General features: G+C 61.3%; 24 protein-coding genes. 19 read left to right on the forward strand and 5 right to left on the reverse strand.

The features are described from left to right. Window positions 1–55: 55 nt before the first annotated feature. The 14 genes from AC6CH3_RS09145 to AC6CH3_RS09210 all read left to right on the forward strand — a co-directional run bounded on the left by AC6CH3_RS09145 (window position 56) and on the right by AC6CH3_RS09210 (window position 11,943). On the forward strand, window positions 56–1,618 hold the full coding sequence (locus AC6CH3_RS09145; protein ID WP_498132133.1) for an aldehyde dehydrogenase: 1,563 nt from the start codon (window positions 56–58) through the stop codon (window positions 1,616–1,618). Window positions 1,619–1,662: 44 nt separating this feature from the next. Beyond that, complete coding sequence (locus tag AC6CH3_RS09150) at window positions 1,663–2,010, forward strand: RidA family protein (RefSeq protein ID WP_498132134.1); 348 nt, start codon at window positions 1,663–1,665, stop codon at window positions 2,008–2,010. Window positions 2,011–2,013: 3 nt separating this feature from the next. Continuing rightward, on the forward strand, window positions 2,014–3,048 hold the full coding sequence (locus tag AC6CH3_RS09155; protein WP_498132135.1) for a PDR/VanB family oxidoreductase: 1,035 nt from the start codon (window positions 2,014–2,016) through the stop codon (window positions 3,046–3,048). A 27-nt stretch (window positions 3,049–3,075) separates the two neighbouring features. Further along, entirely contained in the window at window positions 3,076–4,071 is a 996-nt protein-coding gene (locus AC6CH3_RS09160) for a VOC family protein (RefSeq protein WP_498132136.1), read from the forward strand. Then, entirely contained in the window at window positions 4,055–4,870 is an 816-nt protein-coding gene (locus tag AC6CH3_RS09165; RefSeq protein ID WP_498132137.1) for an alpha/beta fold hydrolase, read from the forward strand. Before AC6CH3_RS09160 ends, AC6CH3_RS09165 begins: the two co-directional genes overlap by 17 nt. Then, on the forward strand, window positions 4,867–5,610 hold the full coding sequence (locus AC6CH3_RS09170; protein ID WP_498132138.1) for an SDR family oxidoreductase: 744 nt from the start codon (window positions 4,867–4,869) through the stop codon (window positions 5,608–5,610). The genes AC6CH3_RS09165 and AC6CH3_RS09170 overlap by 4 nt, the downstream gene beginning before the upstream one ends. 87 nt (window positions 5,611–5,697) lie before the next feature. Further along, the gene (locus AC6CH3_RS09175; protein ID WP_498132139.1) at window positions 5,698–6,486 is read left to right on the forward strand and encodes an SDR family oxidoreductase; all 789 of its coding nucleotides are present in this window, start codon (window positions 5,698–5,700) and stop codon (window positions 6,484–6,486) included. A gap of 89 nt (window positions 6,487–6,575) precedes the next feature. Next, the gene (locus AC6CH3_RS09180; protein ID WP_498132140.1) at window positions 6,576–8,222 is read left to right on the forward strand and encodes a thiamine pyrophosphate-binding protein; all 1,647 of its coding nucleotides are present in this window, start codon (window positions 6,576–6,578) and stop codon (window positions 8,220–8,222) included. A 15-nt stretch (window positions 8,223–8,237) separates the two neighbouring features. After that, window positions 8,238–8,861, forward strand: coding sequence for an alpha/beta fold hydrolase (locus tag AC6CH3_RS09185; protein ID WP_498132141.1), 624 nt, complete (start codon window positions 8,238–8,240; stop codon window positions 8,859–8,861). Beyond that, complete coding sequence (locus AC6CH3_RS09190) at window positions 8,854–9,072, forward strand: recombinase-like helix-turn-helix domain-containing protein (protein ID WP_498132142.1); 219 nt, start codon at window positions 8,854–8,856, stop codon at window positions 9,070–9,072. The genes AC6CH3_RS09185 and AC6CH3_RS09190 overlap by 8 nt, the downstream gene beginning before the upstream one ends. A gap of 3 nt (window positions 9,073–9,075) precedes the next feature. After that, window positions 9,076–10,164 carry a Rieske 2Fe-2S domain-containing protein gene (locus tag AC6CH3_RS09195; RefSeq protein WP_498132143.1) on the forward strand — a complete coding sequence of 363 codons (1,089 nt, stop codon included), beginning with the start codon at window positions 9,076–9,078 and terminating at the stop codon, window positions 10,162–10,164. Beyond that, a complete protein-coding gene (locus AC6CH3_RS09200) occupies window positions 10,164–10,484 on the forward strand; it encodes a hypothetical protein (RefSeq protein WP_498132144.1) in 321 nt (106 codons plus the stop codon). Before AC6CH3_RS09195 ends, AC6CH3_RS09200 begins: the two co-directional genes overlap by 1 nt. Window positions 10,485–10,489: 5 nt before the next feature. After that, window positions 10,490–10,879, forward strand: coding sequence for a RidA family protein (locus AC6CH3_RS09205; RefSeq protein ID WP_498132277.1), 390 nt, complete (start codon window positions 10,490–10,492; stop codon window positions 10,877–10,879). Between the two features lie 263 nt (window positions 10,880–11,142). Continuing rightward, window positions 11,143–11,943 (forward strand): aspartate dehydrogenase domain-containing protein, encoded by an 801-nt coding sequence (locus AC6CH3_RS09210; protein ID WP_498132145.1) that lies wholly within the window; start codon window positions 11,143–11,145, stop codon window positions 11,941–11,943. Between the two features lie 232 nt (window positions 11,944–12,175). On the opposite strand, the gene AC6CH3_RS09215 is transcribed toward AC6CH3_RS09210, so the two are convergent. Continuing rightward, on the reverse strand, window positions 12,176–12,721 hold the full coding sequence (locus AC6CH3_RS09215) for a MarR family winged helix-turn-helix transcriptional regulator (protein WP_498132146.1): 546 nt from the start codon (window positions 12,719–12,721) through the stop codon (window positions 12,176–12,178). 198 nt (window positions 12,722–12,919) lie between these two features. On the opposite strand from AC6CH3_RS09215, the gene AC6CH3_RS09220 reads away from it, so the two are divergent. Then, the gene (locus AC6CH3_RS09220; protein WP_307051391.1) at window positions 12,920–13,441 is read left to right on the forward strand and encodes a cupin domain-containing protein; all 522 of its coding nucleotides are present in this window, start codon (window positions 12,920–12,922) and stop codon (window positions 13,439–13,441) included. On the opposite strand, the gene AC6CH3_RS09225 is transcribed toward AC6CH3_RS09220, so the two are convergent. Next, a complete protein-coding gene (locus AC6CH3_RS09225; protein ID WP_498132147.1) occupies window positions 13,438–13,590 on the reverse strand; it encodes a hypothetical protein in 153 nt (50 codons plus the stop codon). The two genes, AC6CH3_RS09220 and AC6CH3_RS09225, sit on opposite strands and share 4 nt — an antisense overlap. 75 nt (window positions 13,591–13,665) lie before the next feature. Here AC6CH3_RS09225 and AC6CH3_RS09230 point away from each other — a divergent pair, with 75 nt between their 5' ends. The 3 genes from AC6CH3_RS09230 (at window position 13,666) to AC6CH3_RS09240 (ending at window position 17,879) form a co-directional block, all read left to right on the forward strand. Beyond that, window positions 13,666–15,342, forward strand: a complete 1,677-nt coding sequence (locus tag AC6CH3_RS09230; RefSeq protein WP_498132148.1) for a thiamine pyrophosphate-dependent enzyme — start codon at window positions 13,666–13,668, stop codon at window positions 15,340–15,342. A gap of 76 nt (window positions 15,343–15,418) precedes the next feature. Further along, window positions 15,419–16,900 carry an NAD-dependent succinate-semialdehyde dehydrogenase gene (locus AC6CH3_RS09235; RefSeq protein ID WP_498132149.1) on the forward strand — a complete coding sequence of 494 codons (1,482 nt, stop codon included), beginning with the start codon at window positions 15,419–15,421 and terminating at the stop codon, window positions 16,898–16,900. Window positions 16,901–17,708: 808 nt separating this feature from the next. Continuing rightward, the gene (locus AC6CH3_RS09240) at window positions 17,709–17,879 is read left to right on the forward strand and encodes a hypothetical protein (RefSeq protein ID WP_498132150.1); all 171 of its coding nucleotides are present in this window, start codon (window positions 17,709–17,711) and stop codon (window positions 17,877–17,879) included. A gap of 1,182 nt (window positions 17,880–19,061) precedes the next feature. Here AC6CH3_RS09240 and AC6CH3_RS09245 read toward each other — a convergent pair. From AC6CH3_RS09245 to AC6CH3_RS09255, 3 genes are read right to left on the reverse strand one after another with little or no spacing between them, the layout of a single operon-like run. Then, on the reverse strand, window positions 19,062–20,447 hold the full coding sequence (locus tag AC6CH3_RS09245; protein WP_498132151.1) for an MFS transporter: 1,386 nt from the start codon (window positions 20,445–20,447) through the stop codon (window positions 19,062–19,064). A 54-nt stretch (window positions 20,448–20,501) separates the two neighbouring features. After that, window positions 20,502–20,972: an RpiB/LacA/LacB family sugar-phosphate isomerase gene (locus tag AC6CH3_RS09250; protein WP_498132152.1), complete on the reverse strand. Its 471-nt coding sequence runs from the start codon at window positions 20,970–20,972 to the stop codon at window positions 20,502–20,504. A 7-nt stretch (window positions 20,973–20,979) separates the two neighbouring features. Beyond that, entirely contained in the window at window positions 20,980–21,927 is a 948-nt protein-coding gene (locus AC6CH3_RS09255) for a ribokinase (protein WP_498132153.1), read from the reverse strand. 235 nt (window positions 21,928–22,162) lie between these two features. Here AC6CH3_RS09255 and AC6CH3_RS09260 point away from each other — a divergent pair, with 235 nt between their 5' ends. Continuing rightward, complete coding sequence (locus tag AC6CH3_RS09260) at window positions 22,163–23,239, forward strand: LacI family DNA-binding transcriptional regulator (RefSeq protein ID WP_498132154.1); 1,077 nt, start codon at window positions 22,163–22,165, stop codon at window positions 23,237–23,239. Window positions 23,240–23,252 lie beyond the last annotated feature (13 nt).

Here is a 23,252-nt window from a genome sequence, read left to right on the forward strand (position 1 = left end):
CCTCGAACAACGTCGATGGAGCCTGAGTGACTATAAAGATTGGTGGACCCCGAGGATGACAACGCAGAGCAGCGCGGGCATCGTGGAACGTCCGGCCGGGACGGACTCCGAAGGATTTATCCCCTTCCGCGGCTTCGAACCGGGCGTGGACACGCTGGACGAAATTAAAGTCGGCGGCGTCTGGGCCCGGGGCGCGGGGGCACTGATTGAGTCCGTCAATCCCGCAACTTCTGAGGTCTTCGCGACGCTCCATGGTGCCACCCTTGACGATGTTGATGTCGCGGTCGCGGCCGGTCTGGCGGCCGTTGAAGAGTCGGGCTGGGCCCGTAAGCTACCGCACGAACGCGCTGCTGTTTTGCACAGGATCGGTTCGGCTATTGAAACCAACGCTGACCGGATCGCGTTTCTGCAGACCCAGGACACCGGTAAAACCCTCAAGGAGACACGGGCGCTGGCCATGAGCGCCGCGGCCACATTCCGTTTCACCGCGTCAGCCCTTGAAACCATGGAGGATGCGGTAACTCCGCCGCGGGGTGACTACTTGAGCATCTCCACCTATGAACACATCGGCGTGGTAGCTGCCATCACGCCGTGGAACTCCCCGATCGCCAGTGACGCGCAAAAGGTTGCTCCGGCACTTGCTGCCGGCAACGCTGTCGTGATCAAACCGCCGGTCTGGGCCCCGTGGGTGTCGCTGCTGCTGGCAAGAATCTGTGACGAGGCTGGACTCCCTTCGGGTCTGCTTTCGGTCCTTCCCGGCCCGGGGCGGACCGTCGGGGATGCTTTGGCGCGGCATAGGGATGTCGGCAAGGTTTCCTTCACCGGCGGCACCTTGACCGGCAGGCAGTTGGGTCGCATCGCGGCCGATAAAATCATGCCGATCACGCTGGAACTGGGCGGAAAATCGCCAACCATCATTTTTTCTGACGCGGACCTGGATCAAGCCGTCGCCGGGGTGCTTTACGGAATTTTTTCCTCCAGCGGCCAGAGCTGCATCGCCGGTTCCCGGGTATTCATCCAGCGGTCCATCTATGACACAGTGCTGGCACGCTTAGTCGAAGGAGCCAAAGCCCTGCGGGTGGGTCCAGGAACCGACCCGGGCACACAGGTGGCACCTCTTGTTGCCCACGCCCACAGGGATTCCGTTGAAAAGATGGTTGAGGATGCACGGGCAGCCGGAGCACAGATCCTGTGCGGCGGCGAACGGCCAGCGGAGCCGGAACTGCAGCAGGGCGCATACTACCTGCCCACCATCATTGCCGGCGTGGCCAACTCCGACCTGATCTGCCAGGAGGAGATCTTCGGTCCCGTAGCTGTGGTTCTTCCCTTTGATGATGAAACCGACCTGCTGGCCCAGGCCAACGACAGTGTGTTTGGTCTGGCCTGCGGCATCTGGACAGCGGACTACCGGCGGGCCTGGCGCATTGCGCGGGCCGTTGCGGCGGGCACCGTCTGGATCAACACATACAAGCAGTTCAGCATTGCTACCCCCTTCAGCGGAATCAAAGAAAGCGGGCTCGGCACCGAAAAAGGCAGGGACGGTATCCGCTCCTACATGCGCCAAAAGAGCATATACGTCGATCTTTCCGGCGCCCCATTGCCTTGGGCCGGCGCATGAAATCCGCAGCATATTCCAATCCATCCCTAACGAAAGGCAAGTCAGTGAGTGCTCACCCCTACAGTCCGGCATACCAGGCGGGAGGTTTCGGCTTCGTGTCCGGGGCGTTGTCCGTTGATGAAAACTACACGCCCGTCAGCGGCCGTCTTGAAGCCATTGAGGCTGCTGCGACCAGGCTCTCAGAACGGCTGGGGACCATCGGCATGTCCATGCAGGACATCGTCAAAACCACCTACTTCGTCACGGACCTGACCCTGCGCGAGGAAGCAAACTGCCATTACGAACAGCTCTTCAGCGATCCCCGGCCGGCCAGGACGTTCGTTGAAGTTTCTGCTCTGCCGTACGGTGCCACGGTGGAAATTGAAGCCATTGCGCACCGGGGCCAGGAGTGAACCATGACTACCGCCACTTTGAACACACGGGGATCGGAAGGATCACCCCGGCCGGTTGCCGGCGGTGACCGGGCTGTAACAGGGGAGCCCACCGCACGGTCCCTGAGGGTACAGCAGAAGACCTGGGAAGCGGACGGGGTTACAAGTGTCACGTTCGCTGACCCGTCCGGGGCGAAATTGCCCCAATGGCAGCCAGGTTCGCATCTGAGTCTTCATCTGCCCAACGGGCTCATACGCGAGTACTCATTGTGCTCGGATCCGCTGGATTCGACCAGCTGGACAGTGGCTGTCCTGCGGACGCCTGATTCACGCGGCGGCAGCCAACTGGTTCATGAGGGTTTGCCGGTGGGATCGCTCCTTGAGGTTGATGGGCCACGCAATAACTTCGCACTGGAAGATGCGGGACGCTACGTATTGATCGCTGGCGGGATCGGCATCACCCCGATTGTCTCCATGGCGCGGGAACTCCAGGCGGCGGGGGCGGACTGGTCTCTGCTGTACACCGGCCGGGCCCGCGCCACTATGGCCTTTCTGCCTGAGATCGAGGCCCTCCCCCAGGACCGGATTACCATCCATGCCGACGACGAGGCCAACGGCAGCTACCCTGACCTGGCGGCCGCTGTCGGAACACTGAGCCCCGATGCGCTGGTTTACGCCTGCGGACCGGAACCACTGCTGAAAGCCGTTGCCGGGGCCATGCAGGACGAAGCGCAGCTTCGGATCGAGCGGTTCAAGGCACCAGAAAAAATTGCTGTCCCGGTGGAGAGCGAATCAGCATTTGACGTGGTGTGCAACAGCACCGGCCAACGCATCCCCGTCGGGCCTGACATATCTGTGCTTGATGCCCTCAACAACGCCGGCATCGACGTTCCCAGCTCCTGCGCTGAAGGCATCTGCGGTACCTGCGAAACACGCGTCATCAGCGGCGACGTGGAGCACCGTGACTTTCTCCTCACCCAGGCCGAGCAGGCCGCAAACAAATCCATGTTCGTATGCGTCTCGCGTTGCCGTTCAGCCGAACTGATTCTTGATCTCTAAACCCTCGAAAAGTAAGAAGGTAGCCCCATGAATTTCTTCGCAGCAGAGCCTGTCTGTAAGTTGCGAGCCCTTCGCTCGGTGTCCTTGAAGGTACCGGAAACGGCACGCGCCAAGGATTTCTACCACGAAGTCTGGGGCCTTTCCACCGTCGAGGAGGACAGCGACCGCTTCTGGCTCCGCGGAACCGGCTCCGAGCACCACATTCTGAAGCTGGAAAAGGGCCAACAGAACGCCCTTGGCGGCGTGGCCTTCGCCCTCGCTACGCCCCAGGAGGTGGACCAGGCCGCCATTAAGCTCACCGCTTTGGGTATTCCCCTCTTCCGTGAACCCGGCCCGCTGGACGATGCTGCCGGCGGTTACGGCCTGCAGCTGGTTGACCCCGAGGGCAGGCTTGTAGAGCTGTCGGCGGACGTTCATGCCGTCGTCAGCCAGGAGCCATCCGGACGCCGGGCAATCCCGCGCAAAATCGCCCACGTCGTTCTGAACACCATTAACATTGACCGGGCTACCGCCTTCTACACCCAGGTCCTGGGCATGCGGGTCTCGGACTGGTCCGAGCACCAGATGTCCTTCCTGCGGTGCAATTCCGAGCACCATGTCATCGCCTTCAACCAGGCCCCGTGGACAGCAGTCAACCACGTGGCCTACGAAATGCAGAGCATCGATCACTTCATGCGTGGTATCGGGTCCCTCAAAACCCACGGTATCGCCCCCCAGTGGGGACCGGGACGCCACGGTCCCGGGGATAACACCTTCTCCTACTTCACCGACCCTGCAGGCCTGGTTTGTGAGTACACCTCGGAAGTCGCGCAGGTTGATGAGGACAGCTGGCTGTGCCGCACCTGGAAGCGGACCCCGGAACTGTCGGACCAGTGGGGAACCGCCGGGCCGCCCACGGTCAACGTTCGCACCGCCATGGCCGGAATCCCCGATGACGGCTACCGCTCCCTCGTCGTCCCGGGCAGCGCGGACTACTTCACTGTTCCGTCGGCAGATTCGGTAAGTCATGCAGCTGCCCACTGAGGCAGCTCCCGCCACCGGAAGCTTGGGCAGCCGCATTTCCCTCCATGGCGTATCCCTGGTCGTCCGTGGTGAAGGAGCGCCTGTTTTCCTGATGCACGGCATCGGGGGTAACGCCTCATCCTGCGGCGCGCTGGCACAGCTGCTCAGTGAGGCCGGCTACCGCACGTTCTGCTGGGATGCTCCAGGGTACGGGGAGTCCGCGGATCCGCTGGATCCGGTCGACCATCCCGGGCTCGTCCGGCAGATTTTGGCTTCCCTCGCCCTTGGTCCCGCACACCTGATTGGGACCTCGTGGGGAGGAGTTATCGCCACCAAAGTGGCAGCGCAGGAACCTGGTGCTGTCCGCTCCCTGGTGCTGGCGGACAGCACTAGGGGTTCGGCCGTTACCGGTGAGTCGGTGGACAGGATGCTGGCTCGCGTCTCGGAACTGGCTGAACTGGGATCAGAAGCGTTTGCCGACCGGCGCGCGTCCAGGCTGGTCTCGCCGTCAGCGGATGCTGCGACAGCCGCGGCCGTCAGGTCCGACATGGCCGCGGTCCGGCTGCCCGGTTACACAGCGGCAGCGGCCATGATGGCAGCTACCGACACATCCAATGTGCTGTCGTCCCTGCAGGTGCCATCACTGGTTTTGGTCGGCGAAGACGATGTTGTCACCGGTGTGGCTGAATCCCGGATTCTCGCCGAATCCATAACAGACGCTTCTTTCAAGATCATTCCCCGTGCAGGCCATGCCGCAGTGCAGGAGAAGCCGGCAGAGATGGCGTCGTCGATTCTAGAGTTTTGGAAGAGGCTTTCATGACACGGCTGATCGTAGTAACAGGCTCCGGACGTGGTCTGGGATTCAGTATCGCTGAACGGCTGGCAGCCGGAGGTGACCGCATTGTCATCGCTGAGAAAAACGCAGAACTCGCAGAATGTGCAGCAGATACGCTGCGCGGACGCGGCTTTGATGCCACGGCAATCGTCACCGATATCGCGGATAAGGACTCCGTTGCGGCTTTGGCCGATACCGTTCAGGAACTAGGCGGGGCAGACGGCCTGGTCAACAATGCAGCTCTTGCCGACGGCGTTGGCGGGGACACCTTCTGGGACCTTGAAGAGGACTTTTTCCAGCGGGTCATGACGGTGAACACCTTCGGCACCTGGCTGGTGAGCAAGCACCTCTATCCGCAGCTGGCACAAAAGCAGACAGGCGCCATCGTAAATGTCGCTTCCGACGCCGCGCTGTACGGTTCGCCGCGTCTCGTCCACTATGTCAGCTCCAAAGGCGCGGTCCTGGCAATGACCCGGACCATGGCCCGGGATGCGGGAGCAGCCGGGGTCCGTGTAAATGCCGTTTCCCCCGGCCTTACCAGAGTCGAGGCGACCGAGTCCGTGCCGGCCTCCCGCTACCGGCTCTACGAAGAGACAAGGGTATTGGAAAGGGACCAGGTGCCCGAGGATGTCTCGGGCGTCGTCCAGTTCCTGCTCTCGGACGCGGCCGCGTTCATCACCGGTCAGAACATCATCGTTGACGGCGGCTTTGTCATGGGGCACTGAGTCAGCTACCACCACCCACAACATCCCCCATTCCCGAAAAATACCCCAGGACGCCGGGCTCCGGCTGATGATCAAGGAGACCACCAGATGGATCTGCAATTAAAGGACCGCACCGTCGTTGTGACGGGAGCGAGTTCCGGCGTTGGCCTGGCTACCGCCCGTTACCTGCTCGCAGAAGGCGCGAAGGTAGCTGCCTGCGCCCGTGATGCAGGGCGCCTCGCGGCGGCTTTCGATCAGTTTGCGTGGGCTGATAGAAACTCCATCTATCTGGCCACCTGCGACGTGACCGACCGCAAAGCCACCGACGCGTTCGTTGCCGGGACCTTGGAAAGCTTCGGGGCTGTTGACGGGCTTGTGTGCAACGCCGGCCGCTCGCTCATGGCTACCTTGGATGAGACGTCCGACGAGCAGTTCCGCGAAGAATTTGACCTCAAGATTTTCGGGGTGTTGAACATCGTACGCTCGGCGCGGGCTGCCCTGGCCGCCTCGCCGCACGGCTCAGTGGTCAACGTCAATGCGATCCTGTCCCGCCAACCTGAGCTGCGCCTGGCCGCTACTTCAGCCGCGCGCGCCGGGTTGTTGAACCTGAGCCACTCATTGTCTGAAGACCTCGCCGCGGACGGTACCAGGGTCAACTCGGTGCTGCTTGGACTGGTCGATACCGGCCAGTGGCGGCGGCGATTCGAGCAGTCAGGCAGCGATCTGAACTTCACGGAGTGGAGCGCCGAGATCACCAAGGACCGGGGGGTAAAGCTGGGCCGCTTCGGCACAGCCGACGAAGTCGCCTTCCACATTCTTACCCTGCTGTCCCCGCTAAGCGGCTACACCACAGGAGCCACGATCGACGTCGGCGGCGGTGTTGGCCGCTATGTGTAAGGCACCTGCCATCGGGCTAAACGCTCAACGGCATGCCCGGCCTAAATCTACGAAAGAGATAAGACATGTCCATGGAACAAGGAACGAAAATGCCCCAAAACCCAACCGGCGGTGACATCCTCGTCCGGGTAATGCGCAGGCACGGCATTGACACCGCCTTCGGGGTGATCAGTATCCACAACCTTCCCCTCATCGAGGCCGTGGACCGGGAACTGAACTTCGTCGCCGTCCGCCACGAAGCCGCGGCAGTAAACGCGGCGGACGCTTACGCGCGCGCTTCGGGCAAGTTCGGCGTCGCCCTCACCAGCACCGGAACAGGCGCCGGCAACGCTGCCGGGTCCATGGTGGAGGCGCTGACCGCAGGCAGCCGCGTGCTGCACATCACCGGCCAAATTGACAGTGAATTCCTCGGAAGCAACCGCGGAGTGATCCATGAGGTTCCACGACAGCTGCAGATGCTTCACGCAGTATCGGGCTACGCACGGACCATCTTCAACGCCAAGGATGCCGAAGCAGATTTGGAAGAAGCTATCGCGCACCTGCTGAACGCCCCGCATACGCCGGCCAGCCTGGAATGGCCAATCGACCTGCAGTACCTGGCCCTGCCCGAGGAACAGCGCCCTGCGGACGCCCCCAGCCAGCCTGGAACCTCCATCGACGAGACATCTGTGGCCAAAGCCGTTGAACTGCTCTCGCAGGCCAAAAGGCCCCTCATCTGGGCAGGCGGTGGAGCCGCCGGTGCGGGTACAGCCCTGGCTGAGCTGCTGCACCGCCTCGGCGCCGGGCTGCTAACCAGCAATTCCGGCAGAGGCGTCGTACCCGAAGATGATGACCAGGTGATCGGTAACTTCGCTACCACCCCCGAGGCCGCGGCACTCCTGGCGGACGCGGACGTGCTGCTGAGCGTTGGAACACACTTCCGTTCCAATGAAACAAAGCACTACTCCATGGCCCTGCCCAGCAGGCACATCCAGCTGGACATCGATCCTGCAGCCATTGGCCGGGTCTACCCGGCCAATGTCGGGCTGGAAGGTGATTCCCGGGTCCTGCTCGAGCAGATCATCGCCAAACTCCCCGCCCCCGGCGTCGAGGCCGGCTGGACCGAGCGGGTACGCGCGACCCGGCACAACGTCCGGGCCGCCCTGACCGGATATATCGGCGGGTACGCCGAGATCTGCGAAAGCCTTCGTCGGCGGCTTGACCGCGAATCCGTAATCGCCCGCGACGTCACCATCCCCTCCAGCCAATGGGGCAACCGCCTGCTGGAAATCTACTCGCGGGAAACCAACATCTTCCCGCTCGGCGGCGGCATCGGCCAGGGACTTGCAATGGGCATTGGCGCCGCCTGCGCCCGGCCCGGGATCCCCACCGTCGTGATCGTTGGTGACGGCGGACTGGCGGTTCACCTCGGTGAGCTCGCCTCACTCGGAGGCTCGGGCGCCTGGTGCGTAGTGCTGGTCTTCAACGACAGTGGCTACGGAGTCCTCCGGAACATGCAAAAAGCCAACGGCTTCGCCCAAGCTGGCGTTGATCTTTACACTCCGGACTTTGACCTGTTGGCCCAATCACTGCGCCTGCCTTTCTGGCGGGTCCGCGGCTCCGGACAATTCGATCAGGCACTGGCAGAAGCGTTGGCGGTCCGGGGACCGGCCGTCATCGAAATCGACGTCACAGCCCTGGACCCGGCGCCGGGACCGTTCGTGCCGCCGGTGCATATCCCCAGCCGGAACCACTAGAGGGACGAGGAAAAAATGGCACTGACAGAACCACTGACTTTGGACAGTCCACCACCGGACACAGGGCAAATCCGGCACCGTGTCGTCTGCCTTCACAACGGCACCGGAGCCGTGGAATGGTACAGCCGGCAGGTCGCTGCCTACGATGCACAAACCTGGGAAAACTTCGATGGCGCCTTTCTCGGTGCCACCGTCACCGAAGACCAGCTTGAAGAGTGGGTCTCAGGTGCTGCGGCAGCAGTCCAGGACGGCGGGGTCACCCCCGTGCACCTGGTGGCCTCCGGACGGGCCGCCTACGCCACCATCGTGCTCGCCGGCCGTTATCCCGAGCTGGTCAAGAGCCTGATTCTCGCAGACCCGGAGGTGGACACCTCCATCGAGGGTTATGCACATTCGCTCCAGCTCGTTCAGGCACCATCGCTGGTCATCGCCGCGGTGCCGCAGGCGGACACCGACATTGCCGAGCCGCAAAGTATCGCCGGAGGAATCGATAACGGCGTCTTCGTCATCATCGAAAACGCCGCCGTCCCCGCACACCGAACACGGGCCGACTCTTTCAATGAGTGGGCCACATCATTCATGAACATCGCCGAAGGCCTGCACACCTTCGCCGAACCAGAGGAGGACTTCCGTGCCTGAACAGTACCTAGAACCGAATCAGGCCCTCACCAGGCCCGCAACTCCCTACGAGAAGAAACTTGCGGGGGCATTGAGCGAGGTCTTTGCCGGCGGCACAAAAGATCTGCCAGGGGTGGTTGCAGGTCTGAACGGCCTTGGTCTTAATGCTCCGGATGGTAAACCGTGGGACGAAGCCCGTTTCCGCGCCGAAATGCGACGACTGGGAGAATAAGAAATGACAACTACAACACAAACCGCTCGTCCGACGACCGGGAAGAGCAAGACGAAAAACGTGGTCGGCGTACGCCACGAAGTCGATGCCAAAGAACTGGCAGCCATGGGGCTGCGGGACCGCTGGTACCCCATCTACCCCTCCCGCTTCGTTGGCGTTGGGGACATGGTCAAGGTTAAGCGCCTGGGCGTGGACTGGCTGCTGTTCCGCGACGCCACCGGACGTATCCGGATGCTCGAGGACCGCTGCCCCCACCGCAGTGCCCCTCTCTCAGTTGGTCAGCACCTCGGAGACCGTGTCGCCTGCAAATATCACGGTGTGCAAGTCGATGGAGACGGTACGGTCGTCTCCGTTCCCGGCATGCCCGGATGTGCCCTTGAGGGCCGAACGGTCACCACGTCGCTGGCAGTCGCAGAAGCAGCCGACACCATCTTCGCGTTCATGCCACTGACAGCTGACTCCGAGGTAACGGAGTTCAAGCTGCCGGACCGCCTGGCCAATCCCGAGGTTTCCTGGTTCTCGAACTTCGCGGAGTGGAAGGGGCCCTGGCGCTTCTACATGGACAACGTCCTGGATCCGATGCACGGTGCGTTCCTCCACCGCGACTCACACTCCATGTTCGGTGGAGACACCAGCGCCCGCTTCCGAATCCGCGAAACCGACCGAGGCTTCTTCTTTGAGAAGACGGACCAGCGCGGCGTGAACTTCGACTGGGTCGAATACTGCCGCGAGGCTATGGATTACGTCGATCTGGAAATCCCGTACGCAGCGTCTGCAGGACCCGGCGGGACTTTTGGCATCGTCGGCATGGCCACTCCCATTGATGCAAACAACTCGGCCATTTTCCACTGGCGCACCCGCACCGTCTCGGACTGGGAGCGCGACGTCTGGCGGTTCATGTACAAGACGACGCTTGAAGAAAAGCACTGGGCAGTCCTGGAACAGGACCGGGAAGTCCTCGAAGCACTCGCCGCCGACGCTGACAAAGACGAACACCTCTACCAGCACGACCTCGGCGTCGCGCGGATCAGGCGCGTCTACGAAGCCGACGCAGAAAAGCAGGCCGCTATCCTCCGAGGTGACGGGCTGTAATGGATGACTCCATGCTGCTGACAGTCTTTCTGCGGCATGATCAGTCCCAGCACCTGGAACAGATTCAAGCCGGACTGGATGAACGGGACTGGTGGAACGGCTTCCCGCCTGAAGGTTGTGAGATCGTCTCTTGGGTAGTCGCCATGGGTGTAGGTCAAATAGTCACTCTGCGGCTTCCGGCTCATCTGCTCAATACCGTGAACGTCGAGCTGGAACGGCGGGCCTGGGGTGTCTTTTCCACCGAGTTCTATCCGACGTATGACTTCCTGCCGGTGCGCGAACGCCTGCGCCGGGAGTCCAACGAAAGGGTAAGTTGTTGAGCAGGGTGAAAGCGGCGACAGTTCCAGAGCCTCCGCGCGAAAAAATGTTCAGTAACGCACGGTTGCAGGGGCAGCACTTTTTCCTGTCCGGCATGCATGCCGGCGGCAGCGGCGGCATTGTCGGTGGAAACGACACCTATCTTCAGTCGCGGGAGACCTTCCGCAGGATCAAAGAACTCACCGAGGCATGCGGGGGCACAGTAGATGACATCATCTCACTGCGCATCTACCTCACCGACATCTCCGATAAGGCGCTGGTCGGCAAGGCAAGATCCGAAGTGTTCTCGGGTGACTTTCCGTGCTCCACTCTGGTGGAGGTGAGCCGTCTCGTTGAAGATGGGCTAACGGTGGAAATCGAAGCACAAGGCATTATCGGCGCTGCCCACCAGGATTAGGGCCAGATGCCAGGGGTTGGGTGGATACGTCCTCCCGGATTCTCCCCTCCGCAAGCCGGATTGTCGTCAGCAATCCGGCTTTCGGTCGGAAACCAACCCCCTCCCCCAAGCGCTGAACAGCGCGTGAAATCACCCGGTAGTTCAGTGTGGTATTCGAGCGAGCACAAGTGCCTTTGAGCGTGACGAGAACATTCTCCTCACTGCGTTTCGTCAACCACACGCGCGAGCGGATCCAACTACCCAATCAAGACTCGAAGGACATTATGAAGTCAGCACGCACCTGCCGTGTCGGAGTTATCGGTTACGGCGCGATTGGAGTGCCCGTCGTCGCCGGGATTACTGAGGGACGGGTCGCAGGGGCCGTCCTGGAAGGAATCATCTCCCGAAGCCCGCTCAGCAATATCCCCGTAAAACAAATGGACTTGGCAGAGGCCCTGGAACGCTGTGACCTGCTGGTTGAATGTGCAGGTCAGGAAGCACTCGTTGAGCACGCTGAGGATGTCCTCCGGGCAGGTGTTGACCTCCTCGTGACTTCTATTGGCGCCCTGGCAGATAGAGAATTCTCAAAACAGCTTCACGCCGCCGGCCCAGGCCGGCTCTTCCTAACATCCGGCGCAGTTGGCGGCCTTGACCTCTTGTCCTCAGGCGCCCGTGCCGAAGGCTATGACAAAGTCACGATTACGACGACGAAGTTACCGGGCTCCCTTCTCCAGCCCTGGATGAACGAGGCTTTGGTTGAGGAGATACGCAATACTCGAGGTCCACTGGACATTTATGAAGGATCGGCCGCTGAAGCCGCGAGGTTATTCCCTAAATCCCTGAACGCCGGCGCCGCCGTTGCTATCGCCGTTAACAACTGGGACGCTGTGACGGTCAAAGTAAGGGCAGACCCCGCAGCGGAACTCACCAGCCACGTCATTGAAGCTTCTGGAAATGTCGGGGAATACCGGTTCGAGATCCGCAACAAGCCCTCTGAGGACAACCCGAGGACAAGCGGCGTAGTGCCGTTCGCCGTACTACGCTCCCTGGGATCCATTATCGGCGGCCGGGGCGGACTGATATGAGCGCAGCAACGGGTTCGAACTGCAGCCCCCGCGTCGTGCAGTAAGCCGCGGCGGGGATCCTTCCGGTCAGTGAGCGTTCCAGAAGTGCCGGCAGATGAGCCTCCGCTGCACCTCATGCCCAAATGAAAAATTGACCTTCGCGTTTGTTTGGGCCTTCTCTAGACAGACGCGGCCGCCCGCGAAGGCCAAGGATGCGCCCGCCAAACCCTGACGCAACGGAGAAGATGGAGTTTCAGGAGTTTGGGCCAACCGCTTCCAGCGCATTGACATCAAATGCGACCACCGATGCCTCTGCCTTCTTAAGCAACGCTGCGAGTTGATCGAGTTCCGAGGGCGTCAGGCCGCCCAACATCTGACGTTGCTTGTCCAAATGCTTGCCGAATGCCTCATCGATAACAGCCTTGCCATGAGCGGTGAGCTGGGCGTAAACAACCCGGCGGTCTTCGCGGGTTCGAACTCTCTCGATGAGGTTTTGCTCCTCCATCCTGTCCAACCGGAAAGTAATACCGCCAGTCGTGAGCATAGACGAGGTCGCGAGCTCCCCGGCCGTCTTCCGGTGAGGCGGCCCGGAGCGGCGCAGGTTAGCCAGGACGTCAAAGGACGCAAGTGTCAGCCCATACTCATCAAAGTAGGAACTTTCCACAGCACGGACCTGATTGGCGAGCCGCATGAGCCGCCCGAGGACGCCGATGGAGCTCGCGTCCAAGTCCGGCCGTTCACGCTGCCAATCTGCGAGAATGCGGTCAATAGCATCAGCTTCAGTTGTTTCGTCAGACATGGCCCTGTCCTTTAGATGTAGATAGTGCATCTTAACACTGAGCTTTCCAGCAATCAATAACTCAGTCCCATTCCGCTCAAGGTCTTGTTACTTGGTCGAATCTACCTTAGTGTTGAGATAGTTAGAGTTGAGGGAGTTGCTCCTTAGCTTTGCTGCCAGTTCTTGGTTTACATCGCCCCCAGTCCGAGAGGTTTAACAATGAGCGAAACCGTAAGTGCACCGACAACAACAGATCTTGAAGAGCTCATCGATTCATCTATCGCGTCCCGTGAGAGCCGCGTCGTTGACTTCGACACTCTGAAGTTCCAGACGAAAATGGGAGACAAATTCCGGCGTGGCCAGGTCCGCTACATCGGCTCCGGAGCGACCGGGGACCACTCGGACGACAACAACATCCTCCAGGCCGAACACTTCACGTTCTCCAACATGGTTCTGCCCGCCGGCTGCGTAGGACCCGAGCACACGCACCCCGACGTCGAAGAAGTATTCTTCGTCCTCGAGGGACAGGTGGAGTTCAGTGTCCACGACGTCGAGGACGGCACCAAGAAGGCCAGTCGCGTTTTGGGCTACCGCGACCTGATTCGTGTTCCTGCAGGCGTTCCCCGCAGCCTTCGTACTGTCAGCGAAGAGGACGCGCTGATCTGCGTAATTATTGGCGCCAAGAAGCCGGAGATTCCCTTCTACCCGCCGACCTCCGAAATGCACGGAGTTACTCGCTAGACATGTTCCTCCGAGAGCGCGGGTACCAGCTGGAGCTGGTACCCGCGCTTCTTGGTGCAGCTGTCGGTATCAGCAGAAGACATTATTTCGTTTGTGAAATTGAGCAGCGGCATCAGCTGCATGACGATGGAGTCGACAACATTGGCCAATCCACTTCCCCCATGCCACCCAGCACCCCACCCAGGGAGGGCAACCGCCGTCCCCCAGAACGAGGCGGTGAGTAAGTGACCGCGGCAGTGGAAACCCTCCCAGTCAGCCAGGACGGGCAAACCCACAAATCAGCAGGACACGTCATTGTTGATTCGCTTGTCGCACACGGCATCAGGCGGGCACACGTTGTCCCCGGCGAGAGCTTCCTGGATGTACTTGACGGGCTTCACGACTCGTCCCTCGAGACCATCGTGTGCCGCCACGAGGGCGGGGCCACGTACATGGCTGAAGCTGACGGCAAAATGAATCAGATACCTGGCATTGCCATGGTTACCCGAGGCCCGGGTGCGGCCAACGCCCATGTCGGATTGCACACCGCGTGGCAGGATTCAACGCCGATGGTGCTGTTCGTGGGCCTGATTCCTTTCGCACACCGGGACCGTGAAGCGTTCCAGGAGTTCGACATCAAAGCCTGGTTCGACACCGGCGCTAAGCGCGTGATGGTCCTGGATCACGCAGAGCGCGCTTCCGAGATCGTCGCCGAGGCCATGTTCGCTGCCATGAACGGCCGGCCCGGCCCCGTCGTTATCGGGCTGCCCGAGGACGTCATCAGGCAACAGATCCCCGCCGAACTCCACCCGCCAATCCCTGTGGCCACCGGAGGCATGACCACAGTGGACTCCGACGCCCTGGCCGCGGCCCTGGCAGCATCGACCAAGCCACTGTTCGTCACCGGTGGAAATGACTGGACCCAGGAGGGTGCCGACCAGCTCACCGCCTGGCTGGAAAAGCACCATATTCCAGCAGCGGCGGAATGGCGGACCCAAGGGACTGTTCCTTTCGGTTCCCCGTCCTACGTCGGTCCTATCGGTTACGGTCGCCCTCGTCCCACTTATGACCTGCTCGAAGAGACGGACCTGCTGATCTTTGTCGGTACCGTCCCGGGCGATGTCATCACGGACGGGTTCCTGTGCCGGCAGGACTGGACCAAGAAGAACTTCCTTGTCACGATCGACCCCTCGCTCCGAGGCAGGTCCGGGCCAGTCTCCTACCAAATCGTCGCCAAACCCGACGTGTTCATCCGCGACCTCGCCAAGATCGAACTCCCGGTCAAGGACGAATGGAAAGCCTGGACGGCACGGATGCGCACTGAGCAGGAAGCCTTCGCCGCGCTCCCCAAAGCGACGCCTACCCTCGGCCATGCACGAATGGACACCTTGATGGCCAATCTAGTGCCAACCCTCCCCCATGACGCGATGGTCACCCTCGGCGCCGGTGAGCATACCAACTGGGCACACCGCTACTTCCCAACCCAGCGCTATGCCTCCATGATCAGTGCCCGCAACGGCTCCATGGGGTACTCCGTTCCCTCGGCCATCGCAGCGTCTCTGGAATACCCTGGACGGCGCATCGTGACCATCGCTGGGGATGGCGAATTCCTCATGAACGGCCAGGAACTGGCCACAGCCGCCCAATACGGCGCCACCCCCTTGGTCATCGTCATGGACAACCAGGAATACGGCACCATCCGAACCCACCAGGAACGGCACTACCCGGAACGGGTGTCCGGAACCCAGTTGAAGAACCCTGAATTCGCGCTCATGGCGCAAGCCTTGGGTGGGTTCGGCATCAAAGTCGACCGGGATGCTGACATTCCAGCCGCAGTTGAAGCGGCACTGAAAGCTATCGACGAAGACCGCATCTTTGCGCTCATCCATCTAGTGGTCGAGCAAAGAGTCAAGGCCTACTAGGACGCCTGCGGACTCTGACCTTCCGCAGGCATTAATCCTCGCCACCTCGCCGGTGCTGCTCAACGAACGGAAAAAATTGACTCTCCCCACACTTACCGAACCTGAACTGCTCAATAGCGTCCCTACCGGCCTGCTGATCGGAGGGCAGTGGCGGGATGCGTCCGACGGCGGCACGTTCGACGTCCACGACCCCGCCACCGGAGAGGTACTCGCCACCCTCGCCTCCGCCACCAGCGAGGACGCCCTCGCCGCTTTGGACGCCGCGGACGCAGCCCAGGCGTCCTGGGCCCGCACCGCACCCCGCGTCCGGGCCGAGATCCTGCGCCGCGCCTCTGACCTGGTCACCGCACGCGCCGAGGACTTCGCCCTGCTGATGACCCTGGAAATGGGCAAACCGCTGGCCGAAGCCCGCGGCGAAGTCACCTACGGCGCCGAGTTCCTGCGCTGGTTCTCCGAAGAAGCCGTCCGCGACTACGGCCGCTACCTCACCACCCCCGAAGGCAAAAACAAGATCCTCGTCCAGCACAAACCCGTCGGACCCTGCCTCCTGATCACGCCCTGGAATTTCCCGCTCGCCATGGCCACCCGCAAGGTCGCACCCGCCGTCGCCGCAGGCTGCAGCATGGTCCTCAAACCCGCCAAACTCACCCCCCTCACGGCCCAGTACTTCGCCCAGACCATGCTCGACGCCGGCCTGCCCGCCGGCGTGCTCAACGTCGTCGCATCCTCCAGCGCCTCCGGCATCTCCGGTCCGCTCCTGGAGGACTCCCGGCTGCGGAAGGTCTCCTTCACCGGCTCCACCCCCGTCGGCAAACGCCTCATCGCCGACGCCGCCCAGAACGTCCTGCGCACCTCCATGGAACTCGGCGGGAACGCCCCGTTCATCGTCTTCGAGGACGCCGACCTGGATGCCGCCGTCGACGGGGCCATGGCCGCCAAGATGCGGAACATGGGCGAAGCCTGCACCGCCGCCAACCGCTTCCTCGTCCAGGAGTCTGTCGCCGCAGAATTCACGCAGAAGTTCGCCGCCGCCATGGGCGCCCTGACCACCGGCCGCGGCACCGACCCCACCACCCAGGTAGGTCCCCTGATCGACGCCGGCGCCCGAGACGACGTGCACGCGCTGGTGAGTGCCGCCGTCGACGCCGGCGCTACCGCGGTTACCGGCGGTTCACCGGTGGAAGGCGCCGGCTACTTCTACCACCCGACCGTGCTGGGCAACGTCCCGAACGACGCCGAGATCCTCCGGCAGGAGATCTTCGGCCCCGTGGCGCCCGTGACCACCTTTGCCACCGAGGAGGACGCGGTCCGGCTGGCCAACGCCAGCGAGTATGGCCTGGCGTCCTACGTCTACAGCCGGGACTTCAACCGCCTGCTGCGCGTGGCCGAACAGATCGAATTCGGCATGGTCGGGTTCAACGCCGGCGTCATCTCCAACGCCGCAGCCCCCTTCGGCGGCGTCAAGCAATCCGGTCTCGGCCGCGAAGGCGGCTCCGAAGGCATCGCCGAATACACCACCACCCAATACCTCGGCATCAACGACCCCTACCCGAGGTAAACCAATCGGACTCTGGGGAGCAACTTGCCGGGGCCATCAGCGCTCATGCTCCTGATGGTTCCGGCAATATCGCCCTCGGCGTTCGACAAGGTCGTCACCAACTAGACGGCATTTCTACTTCGACCTCTTCCCGCTGAGGCGCGAACTACCAAGCGAACCGCCTTCGATGCCGAACGAATTTTCAGAGCTTGATTCCCGGAGACACGGTTCTTGTTCACAGAGAGGGGCAGCTCGAATCTTCCGGCGAAGTTCATGCAAGGACTGAAGACGGTTCTGTCCTTTGGCTGCATCTGGCGGCCGGTGTCGGCCGCCGACTTCATTCGCGAAATGTCGGCTCTAAGGTTTGGCGTATTCCTAGAGCCACGTAACGAGCTGTTCTGGCTCCTCATCTGTTGAATGCAACTGAAAATGGGGCTGCCAATTGGGTGGCGCAGCTTCGTGTGATCCTGCCACTATGCGTGCAGGTTTCAACAGCAGGAACAGGACGGCAGGCGAAGCTCCTTGAATAGCCGGCGGCGAAGGGTGCGCATTTACCCATTGCAGCTTTGTTCTAAGTAACTTAGAATCAAGATAGTTAGTTTACTTGCGGTATTCCTTGAAATCTAACTAAGGAAGGAGATGTTGGTCATGCCAGGATCCGCCCCATACTCCTTCTGTTCGTCAGTTCTACTTTGCTCAGCCTTTGACCAGCATGCATACAGACAGTCCTTGCTGTACTGGGTCCGGGAAGTGACCCGGCCCCTGACAACAAGGTGAAACCATCGGCGATCATCGGAGACCGTCGACCCCACACCGGGAGACAGTAGTCATGAAAGTTTCTTTTAGCATCCTGAATACCTTGCTCGGCGTCCCTGCCGGCTACAACGACTGCGATCAAGAGCGCGTGATTCATCGCCGCGATGAAAGGTTCCCCGCCGGCACCATCTCATCATCTCCCTGGGAGGGATGGTGGCATCACGAGCCAGTGGCCGGAACCTGAGCCCAGTGCCCGGGCGTCGCAGATCCAACACCTAGGATTTGATTCCAAGTTCATACAGATACTTGTCACTACCCCCCGTACGTGCGGGATGATTCCAAAAATCGTGAACTGAACGTGTCCCGCTTACGCCTCCTTGGTCCTCGCTTCGATGACCACACTGCTGAACGTTGCCCACCGCGCGGACAACCTCTTCGACATCGAAAACTCCTCGCCCGCGAACTTTTGGGCGACGGCGGTCACCGCGGCGGCGGATACGGAGGGGGAGATTCCAGTGCCCCGGATGCCGCCGGAGGATCACTTTGATTTCCTCGCGACGTTAGCCCGAAGTATCAGGGTTCTGCAGCACACGGACGGACCCACGCTAGTTGCGAATTCCTCTTGGTATCGGCGAACACCTGTTGACCCAATGCTCGCGACCCACAACTGGTGACAACTCGCATGTTCTTATCCATCATTGCGGGCTCAATCCAGTAAGCAACGGTTGAGCTTTAGCAGGCTGGGACTCTTGATTACAAAGGAAAGGCCATTTCGTGATTCAGACAGCTTCTCCCGTCCGACGGGCAACCAGAATGGCAGCTACCGGTGAACACGCACCAAGCAGCGGATGGTGGCGACCCGACGAAGACTCGCAACTGATGCGGTACGTGCAGGAGGGGGAAATCATGCCCTCCTTGGCCGGTGCACGCACCCGCTGGACTCTCGTCAATGAGCTGCCACCATCACAGCAAATACACCAATCTTTCCGTACAGGGCAGGAAGCAACTCCGGACCTGCCAATCAGGTGAGGTCGAACACGGCCTCTTGCTTCGCCGGGCTCGTGGAGGTCCGCAGACCCGGTGCGCCGTTCCTGTTCCTCTAGTTAAGGCACACCCAAGACTGACGGATGGGGCGCCGGATGCCTTTACATTTTTCCGGGCCGGCCCAGAACTCATCTTGACAGCATCGTGCTCGAGGCACCCGTAAGTGAACCGCTCCCGTTATCGGCGCCGTCCTTGTGCCGCAGCCACAGACGCAGCTTGACGGAATCTCCATCATCTGCCTCCGAACACGGTCAGGGAAGGCCGTCGCTAAAGACAGCTAACCAACACCAACGCTAATCCCGGCCAAACGAAAGAAGCAGTCCCAGCGGCTAGAACCTGGGACTGCTTCTCCTCATGCTCTTGACAGGCAAGAACCTACATATCAGATGTGGTTGGTGTGGACGTGTTTGACGTTCGGGTTGGAAGTCGCTGTTGCTTCGCTATTGGCGTGGCCTGCGATGATCGAGTCCACTTCAGCTCTTTCTTTAGGGCCCCATGTTTCGCGGGTGTTCAGTACGCCGAGCAGTCCGATGATGCCTACAAGGACGTACAGGGACGCGCCGCCGGCCCATCCGAAGTTCGCTGCCAGGAGTACGGCGAGGAAGGGTGCAAGGCCTGAGATTGAGGCTGCTACCTGGTAGCCGATGGAGGCGCCGGAGGTCCGTGTGTTGGTCCGGAAGAGTTCTGCGAACCAGGCTCCTTGGGTTCCAGTGAAGGTGGCGTGGATGATGCCGATGCCGATGACGAAGGCGAGCACGATCAGGACGGGGTTGCCGGTGTTGCTGAGCATGAACATTGGGAAGCCGAAGGCAATCACGGCGATGGCGCCGCCGAGGTAGAGCTTGCGGCGGCCGATGCGGTCGGTCAGGTTGCCTGCGAGAAGGGTCACGGGGATCGCGATGAGGCTGGCGACGACGATGCCGGTGAGGCCTACGGCGCGGTCTGCGGGGTTGTTTTGGGTGATGTAGGAAAGCAGGAACGTTGCGGTGACGTAGTAGGCGCAGCTCTCGACGATGCGCAGTGAGATCACGCGAAGGATGTTGCGCCAGTCGTTCTTGAAGACTGTTGCCAAGGGATTCTTCACGATCGTTCCCTGGGACTTGGCCAGGTCGAATTCCGGGGATTCTTCGAGTTTCATCCGTACGACGAGCCCGACAACGATGAGGACGGCGCTTGCCAGGAAGGGCAGGCGCCACGCCCAGTCGGTCTGCAGGGAGGCGGAGAGCAGGAAGGCGGCGTTGGCCAAGGTGATGCCGAGCGGGTTTCCGGCCTGGGGGATTGCGGCGAAGCGCCCCCTCTTCTTCCAGGGCGCGTGCTCGAATGTCATCATGACTGCTCCGCCCCACTCCGCGCCGAAGGCCAGGCCCTGGATCATGCGAATGATGATGAGCAGGATGGGGGCGAGAATGCCGACCTGGTCATAGGTGGGAAGGCAGCCAATGAGCACGGTGGCGATGCCCATGGCCAGGAGCGCTCCTACGAGTACGGGCTTGCGTCCGTGTTTGTCACCTAGGTAGCCGCCGATGGCGCCGCCCAGGGGTCGCATGAAGAAGCCTACTGCTAGGGTGGCGAAGGAGAGCAGTGTCCCGACGACGGGGTCGGTGTTGGGGAAGAAGACCTTGCCGAAGTACAGTGCGGCAGCGGTGCCGTATGCGACGAAGTCGTAGTTCTCGACGCAGGTGCCGGCGGCGGACGCGATGGCTGTCTTGAATTTGCCTGGGGATCCATGCACGGCTTGCTGGGACCGGTCGGAAAGTTGTGCCGTCATCGTGATATCTCCTTTGATATTTCCATTGTGTCTTTTGGTTTTGGTTGTGCAGGGCTAGATTTCTTGCGCCAGTTTTCTGGCTCCCAGGAGTTCGAGTTCCCGGAGCTTAGCTACTCGCCGTTTGGTGTCTTCGTCGTCGTCGAACTTCGCGACGAGGAAGGCTTCGAGGACCTCTTTGGCTGTGGCGCGGCCGATGAGCCAGGCCCCCATGGCGATGACGTTCGCGTCGTCGTGTTCCACGGACTGATGCGCTGAGTAGACGTCGTGGCCCAGCGCACAACGTATGCCCGGGATCTTGTTGGCTGCCATCACAGCCCCGACGCCTGTTCCGCAAACCAGGACGGCTTTGTCGGCTTCGCCGGTGAGGACAAGTTCGCAGGTGGCCCGGGTGATGTCGGGAAAGTCAACGGGCGACTCGTCAGGGGCGCCGCGGTCGATGACCTCGTGGCCGAGGCCTTCCAGGACTGAGCGGACAAAGCCCTTGAGCAGGAAGCCCGCGTGGTCATTTCCGAGAGCGATTTTCATGTGACTCCTAATGGTGGGAAAGAAAAGTGGGTGGGGATTTGTGGTCGTGGTCATGCGGGGTTGGTAATTCACGGTGCCAGGGAATGGATTCCACGGCGCCGGGGCGGGTCACGGCTATCGATGCCGCGCGGCCGGCAACGGCCATAGCGGCGGGGAGTTCGGAGCCAACAGCCAGGGATGCGGCGAGATATCCGACGAACGTGTCGCCCGCGGCGGTCGTGTCAGACACGGATACTTCAGGTGCCGGTATGTGGACATGCCTGCCGTCAAGGAAAGTGACGGCACCTTGGGCCCCCGCTGTGCACAGCACCGCCGGACCCAGAACCGGCGGGAGGATCTCCGTCAGGTCGGCCAGGTCGCCCGATGCACCGGCCAGACGCGCGAGGTCCTTAATTTCCTGCTCATTGACTACGAGCAGGTCAATGTCATCGAACAACCCTTCAATCGCGTGTGGAGAGGGAGCAGCGTTGAGGATGACGAAGGCGCCGCGGAGCGTGGCGAAAAGCGCGGCGTGCCGAACGACATCCCGGGGAATTTCCAATTGGAGAACCAGCACATCATTGGCAGTCATAGTCGCCAACCCCGCGTCGACATCGGCGGTTGACAGTGCCGCATTCGCGCCGGGGCTGAGGATGATCTGGTTTTCACCCAGGTCATCTACGGCGATAACTGCAGTTCCCGTGGAAGCGGAATACGTCGGGGTCACGTGGCTGGTGTCAACATTGGACTCGGCCAGCACCTCCAGGATGACCGCGCCGTGCCCATCCTGACCAACACGCCCCACCAGCCGTACGCAGGCACCGGCCCGGGAGGCCGCCACCGCCTGGTTCGATCCCTTACCGCCCGGGCTGAACGTTGCGTCCGATCCCTGGATAGTTTCACCGGCCCGCGGCAAGGACGGGACCCGAATGGTCTGATCAATGTTCAGACTTCCGACCACGAAGACCGTGTTCATAGCGTTGCTCCTTGTGGCTAGGCGGTACACGACCAACAGCCCAGAAGAATGGTCGTGTTCGGTGGAAAGCTTTCCATGGAAAGGTTTCCACGAGTATGCCGACTCATATTCTTGATGTCAACAGTCCCGTCCCGGCTAGGTGCTTTTTGACCCGGCTGACTACCTCGTGGCTCCCTTGCCTTGGTAGCCGCGTTCCGTTTAGTGTTGAAACGTTTCCACGGGAGGGGTGAGTTAGATGGCTACCATTAAGGACGTAGCAGAGCGCGCAGGTGTTGCCTTGGGCACGGCTTCGCGCGTTTTGAGCGGCAGTAGCCAAACATCGCCCGACTCCCGCATGCGGGTCCTTGCAGCAGCTGCCGAACTCAAGTACATAGCTAATGGGCCTGCCAGGTCGTTGCGTCGTTCGAAGACGGACGTCATCGGTCTTCTGGTGTCCGACATTCGCAATCCGTTTTTTTCTGAGCTTGCCCATGCCGCTGAGCAGGAGGCGCGGAAGCATGGCTACACCGTGCTTCTTGCCAATGCCAATGAAGATGCTGCACAAGCCGACGAATACCTGCGTATTTTTGCCGCTCAACGCATTGACGGGCTTCTCTTGGCGCCGCAGGGAGGTCGGTCCGGGCAACTGGATGTTCTCTTAGCCTCCGGTCTTCCGGTTGTTCTGCTCAACAGAGAGATGGAGGGTGTGGACGCGCCGCTCTTTGCCACAGACAATGCCGGAGGCGTTGCCAGCGTCTTGAACTGGCTCCAAGCCAGAGGACATCGCGACGTGGCATTCGTCGGTGGGCCGCAGGGGTTCTCGACTGGTTCCGAGCGAAGGGCCGCCTACCTGGCTGGCCGCGAGGCGCACGGCATCAGCCTGGACGACCGATTGCTTGACGCCGGTGACTTCCTTGCCGATGGTTCCGAGGCGGCCATGTATCGAATTCTGGATCGGGGTGTCCACCCGACAGCCGTATTCGGAACGAACGGACCCACAACACTTGGCGCGATGCGTGCGCTGAGGCGAAGGCTCGGGCCAGAACAGGCATCACAAATTGACGTTGTCTCTTTCGATGATCTTGATTGGTTCGAGTTCGCCGTTCCCGCCGTCAGCGGGGTCCGCAACGATGCTGCCGCCATCGGAAGGCTAGGGGTCCAAGGACTCCTGGACCTGCTGGCCGGTCGTACCGTCGCTTCCCAGCGAGTAGCCACTTCGTTCGTTGACAGGGCAGGACCCCTCACCGAGCCGTTCGAACCCGGACAAGCACCCTACCCTCGCGCTAACACTAAACCGGCAACCCGAAGCACTCCGTCAGCGCCTTTCCCGTAATTCGACATTTTCA

The sequence above is a fragment of the Arthrobacter sp. GQ119 genome, from assembly GCF_059759125.1.

Bases quoted from the DNA above. Each gene is read 5' to 3' on its own strand.
- AC6CH3_RS09200 (WP_498132144.1), top strand. From the start codon at position 10,164: ATGGATGACTCCATGCTGCTGACAGTCTTTCTGCGGCATGATCAGTCC.
- AC6CH3_RS09195 (WP_498132143.1), top strand. From the start codon at position 9,076: ATGACAACTACAACACAAACCGCTCGTCCGACGACCGGGAAGAGCAAG.
- AC6CH3_RS09220 (WP_307051391.1), top strand. From the start codon at position 12,920: ATGAGCGAAACCGTAAGTGCACCGACAACAACAGATCTTGAAGAGCTC.
- AC6CH3_RS09240 (WP_498132150.1), top strand. From the start codon at position 17,709: ATGAAAGTTTCTTTTAGCATCCTGAATACCTTGCTCGGCGTCCCTGCC.
- AC6CH3_RS09260 (WP_498132154.1), top strand. From the start codon at position 22,163: ATGGCTACCATTAAGGACGTAGCAGAGCGCGCAGGTGTTGCCTTGGGC.
- AC6CH3_RS09145 (WP_498132133.1), top strand. From the start codon at position 56: ATGACAACGCAGAGCAGCGCGGGCATCGTGGAACGTCCGGCCGGGACG.
- AC6CH3_RS09155 (WP_498132135.1), top strand. From the start codon at position 2,014: ATGACTACCGCCACTTTGAACACACGGGGATCGGAAGGATCACCCCGG.
- AC6CH3_RS09255 (WP_498132153.1), bottom strand. From the start codon at position 21,927: ATGAACACGGTCTTCGTGGTCGGAAGTCTGAACATTGATCAGACCATT.
- AC6CH3_RS09180 (WP_498132140.1), top strand. From the start codon at position 6,576: ATGCCCCAAAACCCAACCGGCGGTGACATCCTCGTCCGGGTAATGCGC.
- AC6CH3_RS09175 (WP_498132139.1), top strand. From the start codon at position 5,698: ATGGATCTGCAATTAAAGGACCGCACCGTCGTTGTGACGGGAGCGAGT.
- AC6CH3_RS09165 (WP_498132137.1), top strand. From the start codon at position 4,055: ATGCAGCTGCCCACTGAGGCAGCTCCCGCCACCGGAAGCTTGGGCAGC.
- AC6CH3_RS09245 (WP_498132151.1), bottom strand. From the start codon at position 20,447: ATGACGGCACAACTTTCCGACCGGTCCCAGCAAGCCGTGCATGGATCC.
- AC6CH3_RS09250 (WP_498132152.1), bottom strand. From the start codon at position 20,972: ATGAAAATCGCTCTCGGAAATGACCACGCGGGCTTCCTGCTCAAGGGC.
- AC6CH3_RS09185 (WP_498132141.1), top strand. From the start codon at position 8,238: ATGGCACTGACAGAACCACTGACTTTGGACAGTCCACCACCGGACACA.
- AC6CH3_RS09160 (WP_498132136.1), top strand. From the start codon at position 3,076: ATGAATTTCTTCGCAGCAGAGCCTGTCTGTAAGTTGCGAGCCCTTCGC.
- AC6CH3_RS09210 (WP_498132145.1), top strand. From the start codon at position 11,143: ATGAAGTCAGCACGCACCTGCCGTGTCGGAGTTATCGGTTACGGCGCG.
- AC6CH3_RS09215 (WP_498132146.1), bottom strand. From the start codon at position 12,721: ATGTCTGACGAAACAACTGAAGCTGATGCTATTGACCGCATTCTCGCA.
- AC6CH3_RS09170 (WP_498132138.1), top strand. From the start codon at position 4,867: ATGACACGGCTGATCGTAGTAACAGGCTCCGGACGTGGTCTGGGATTC.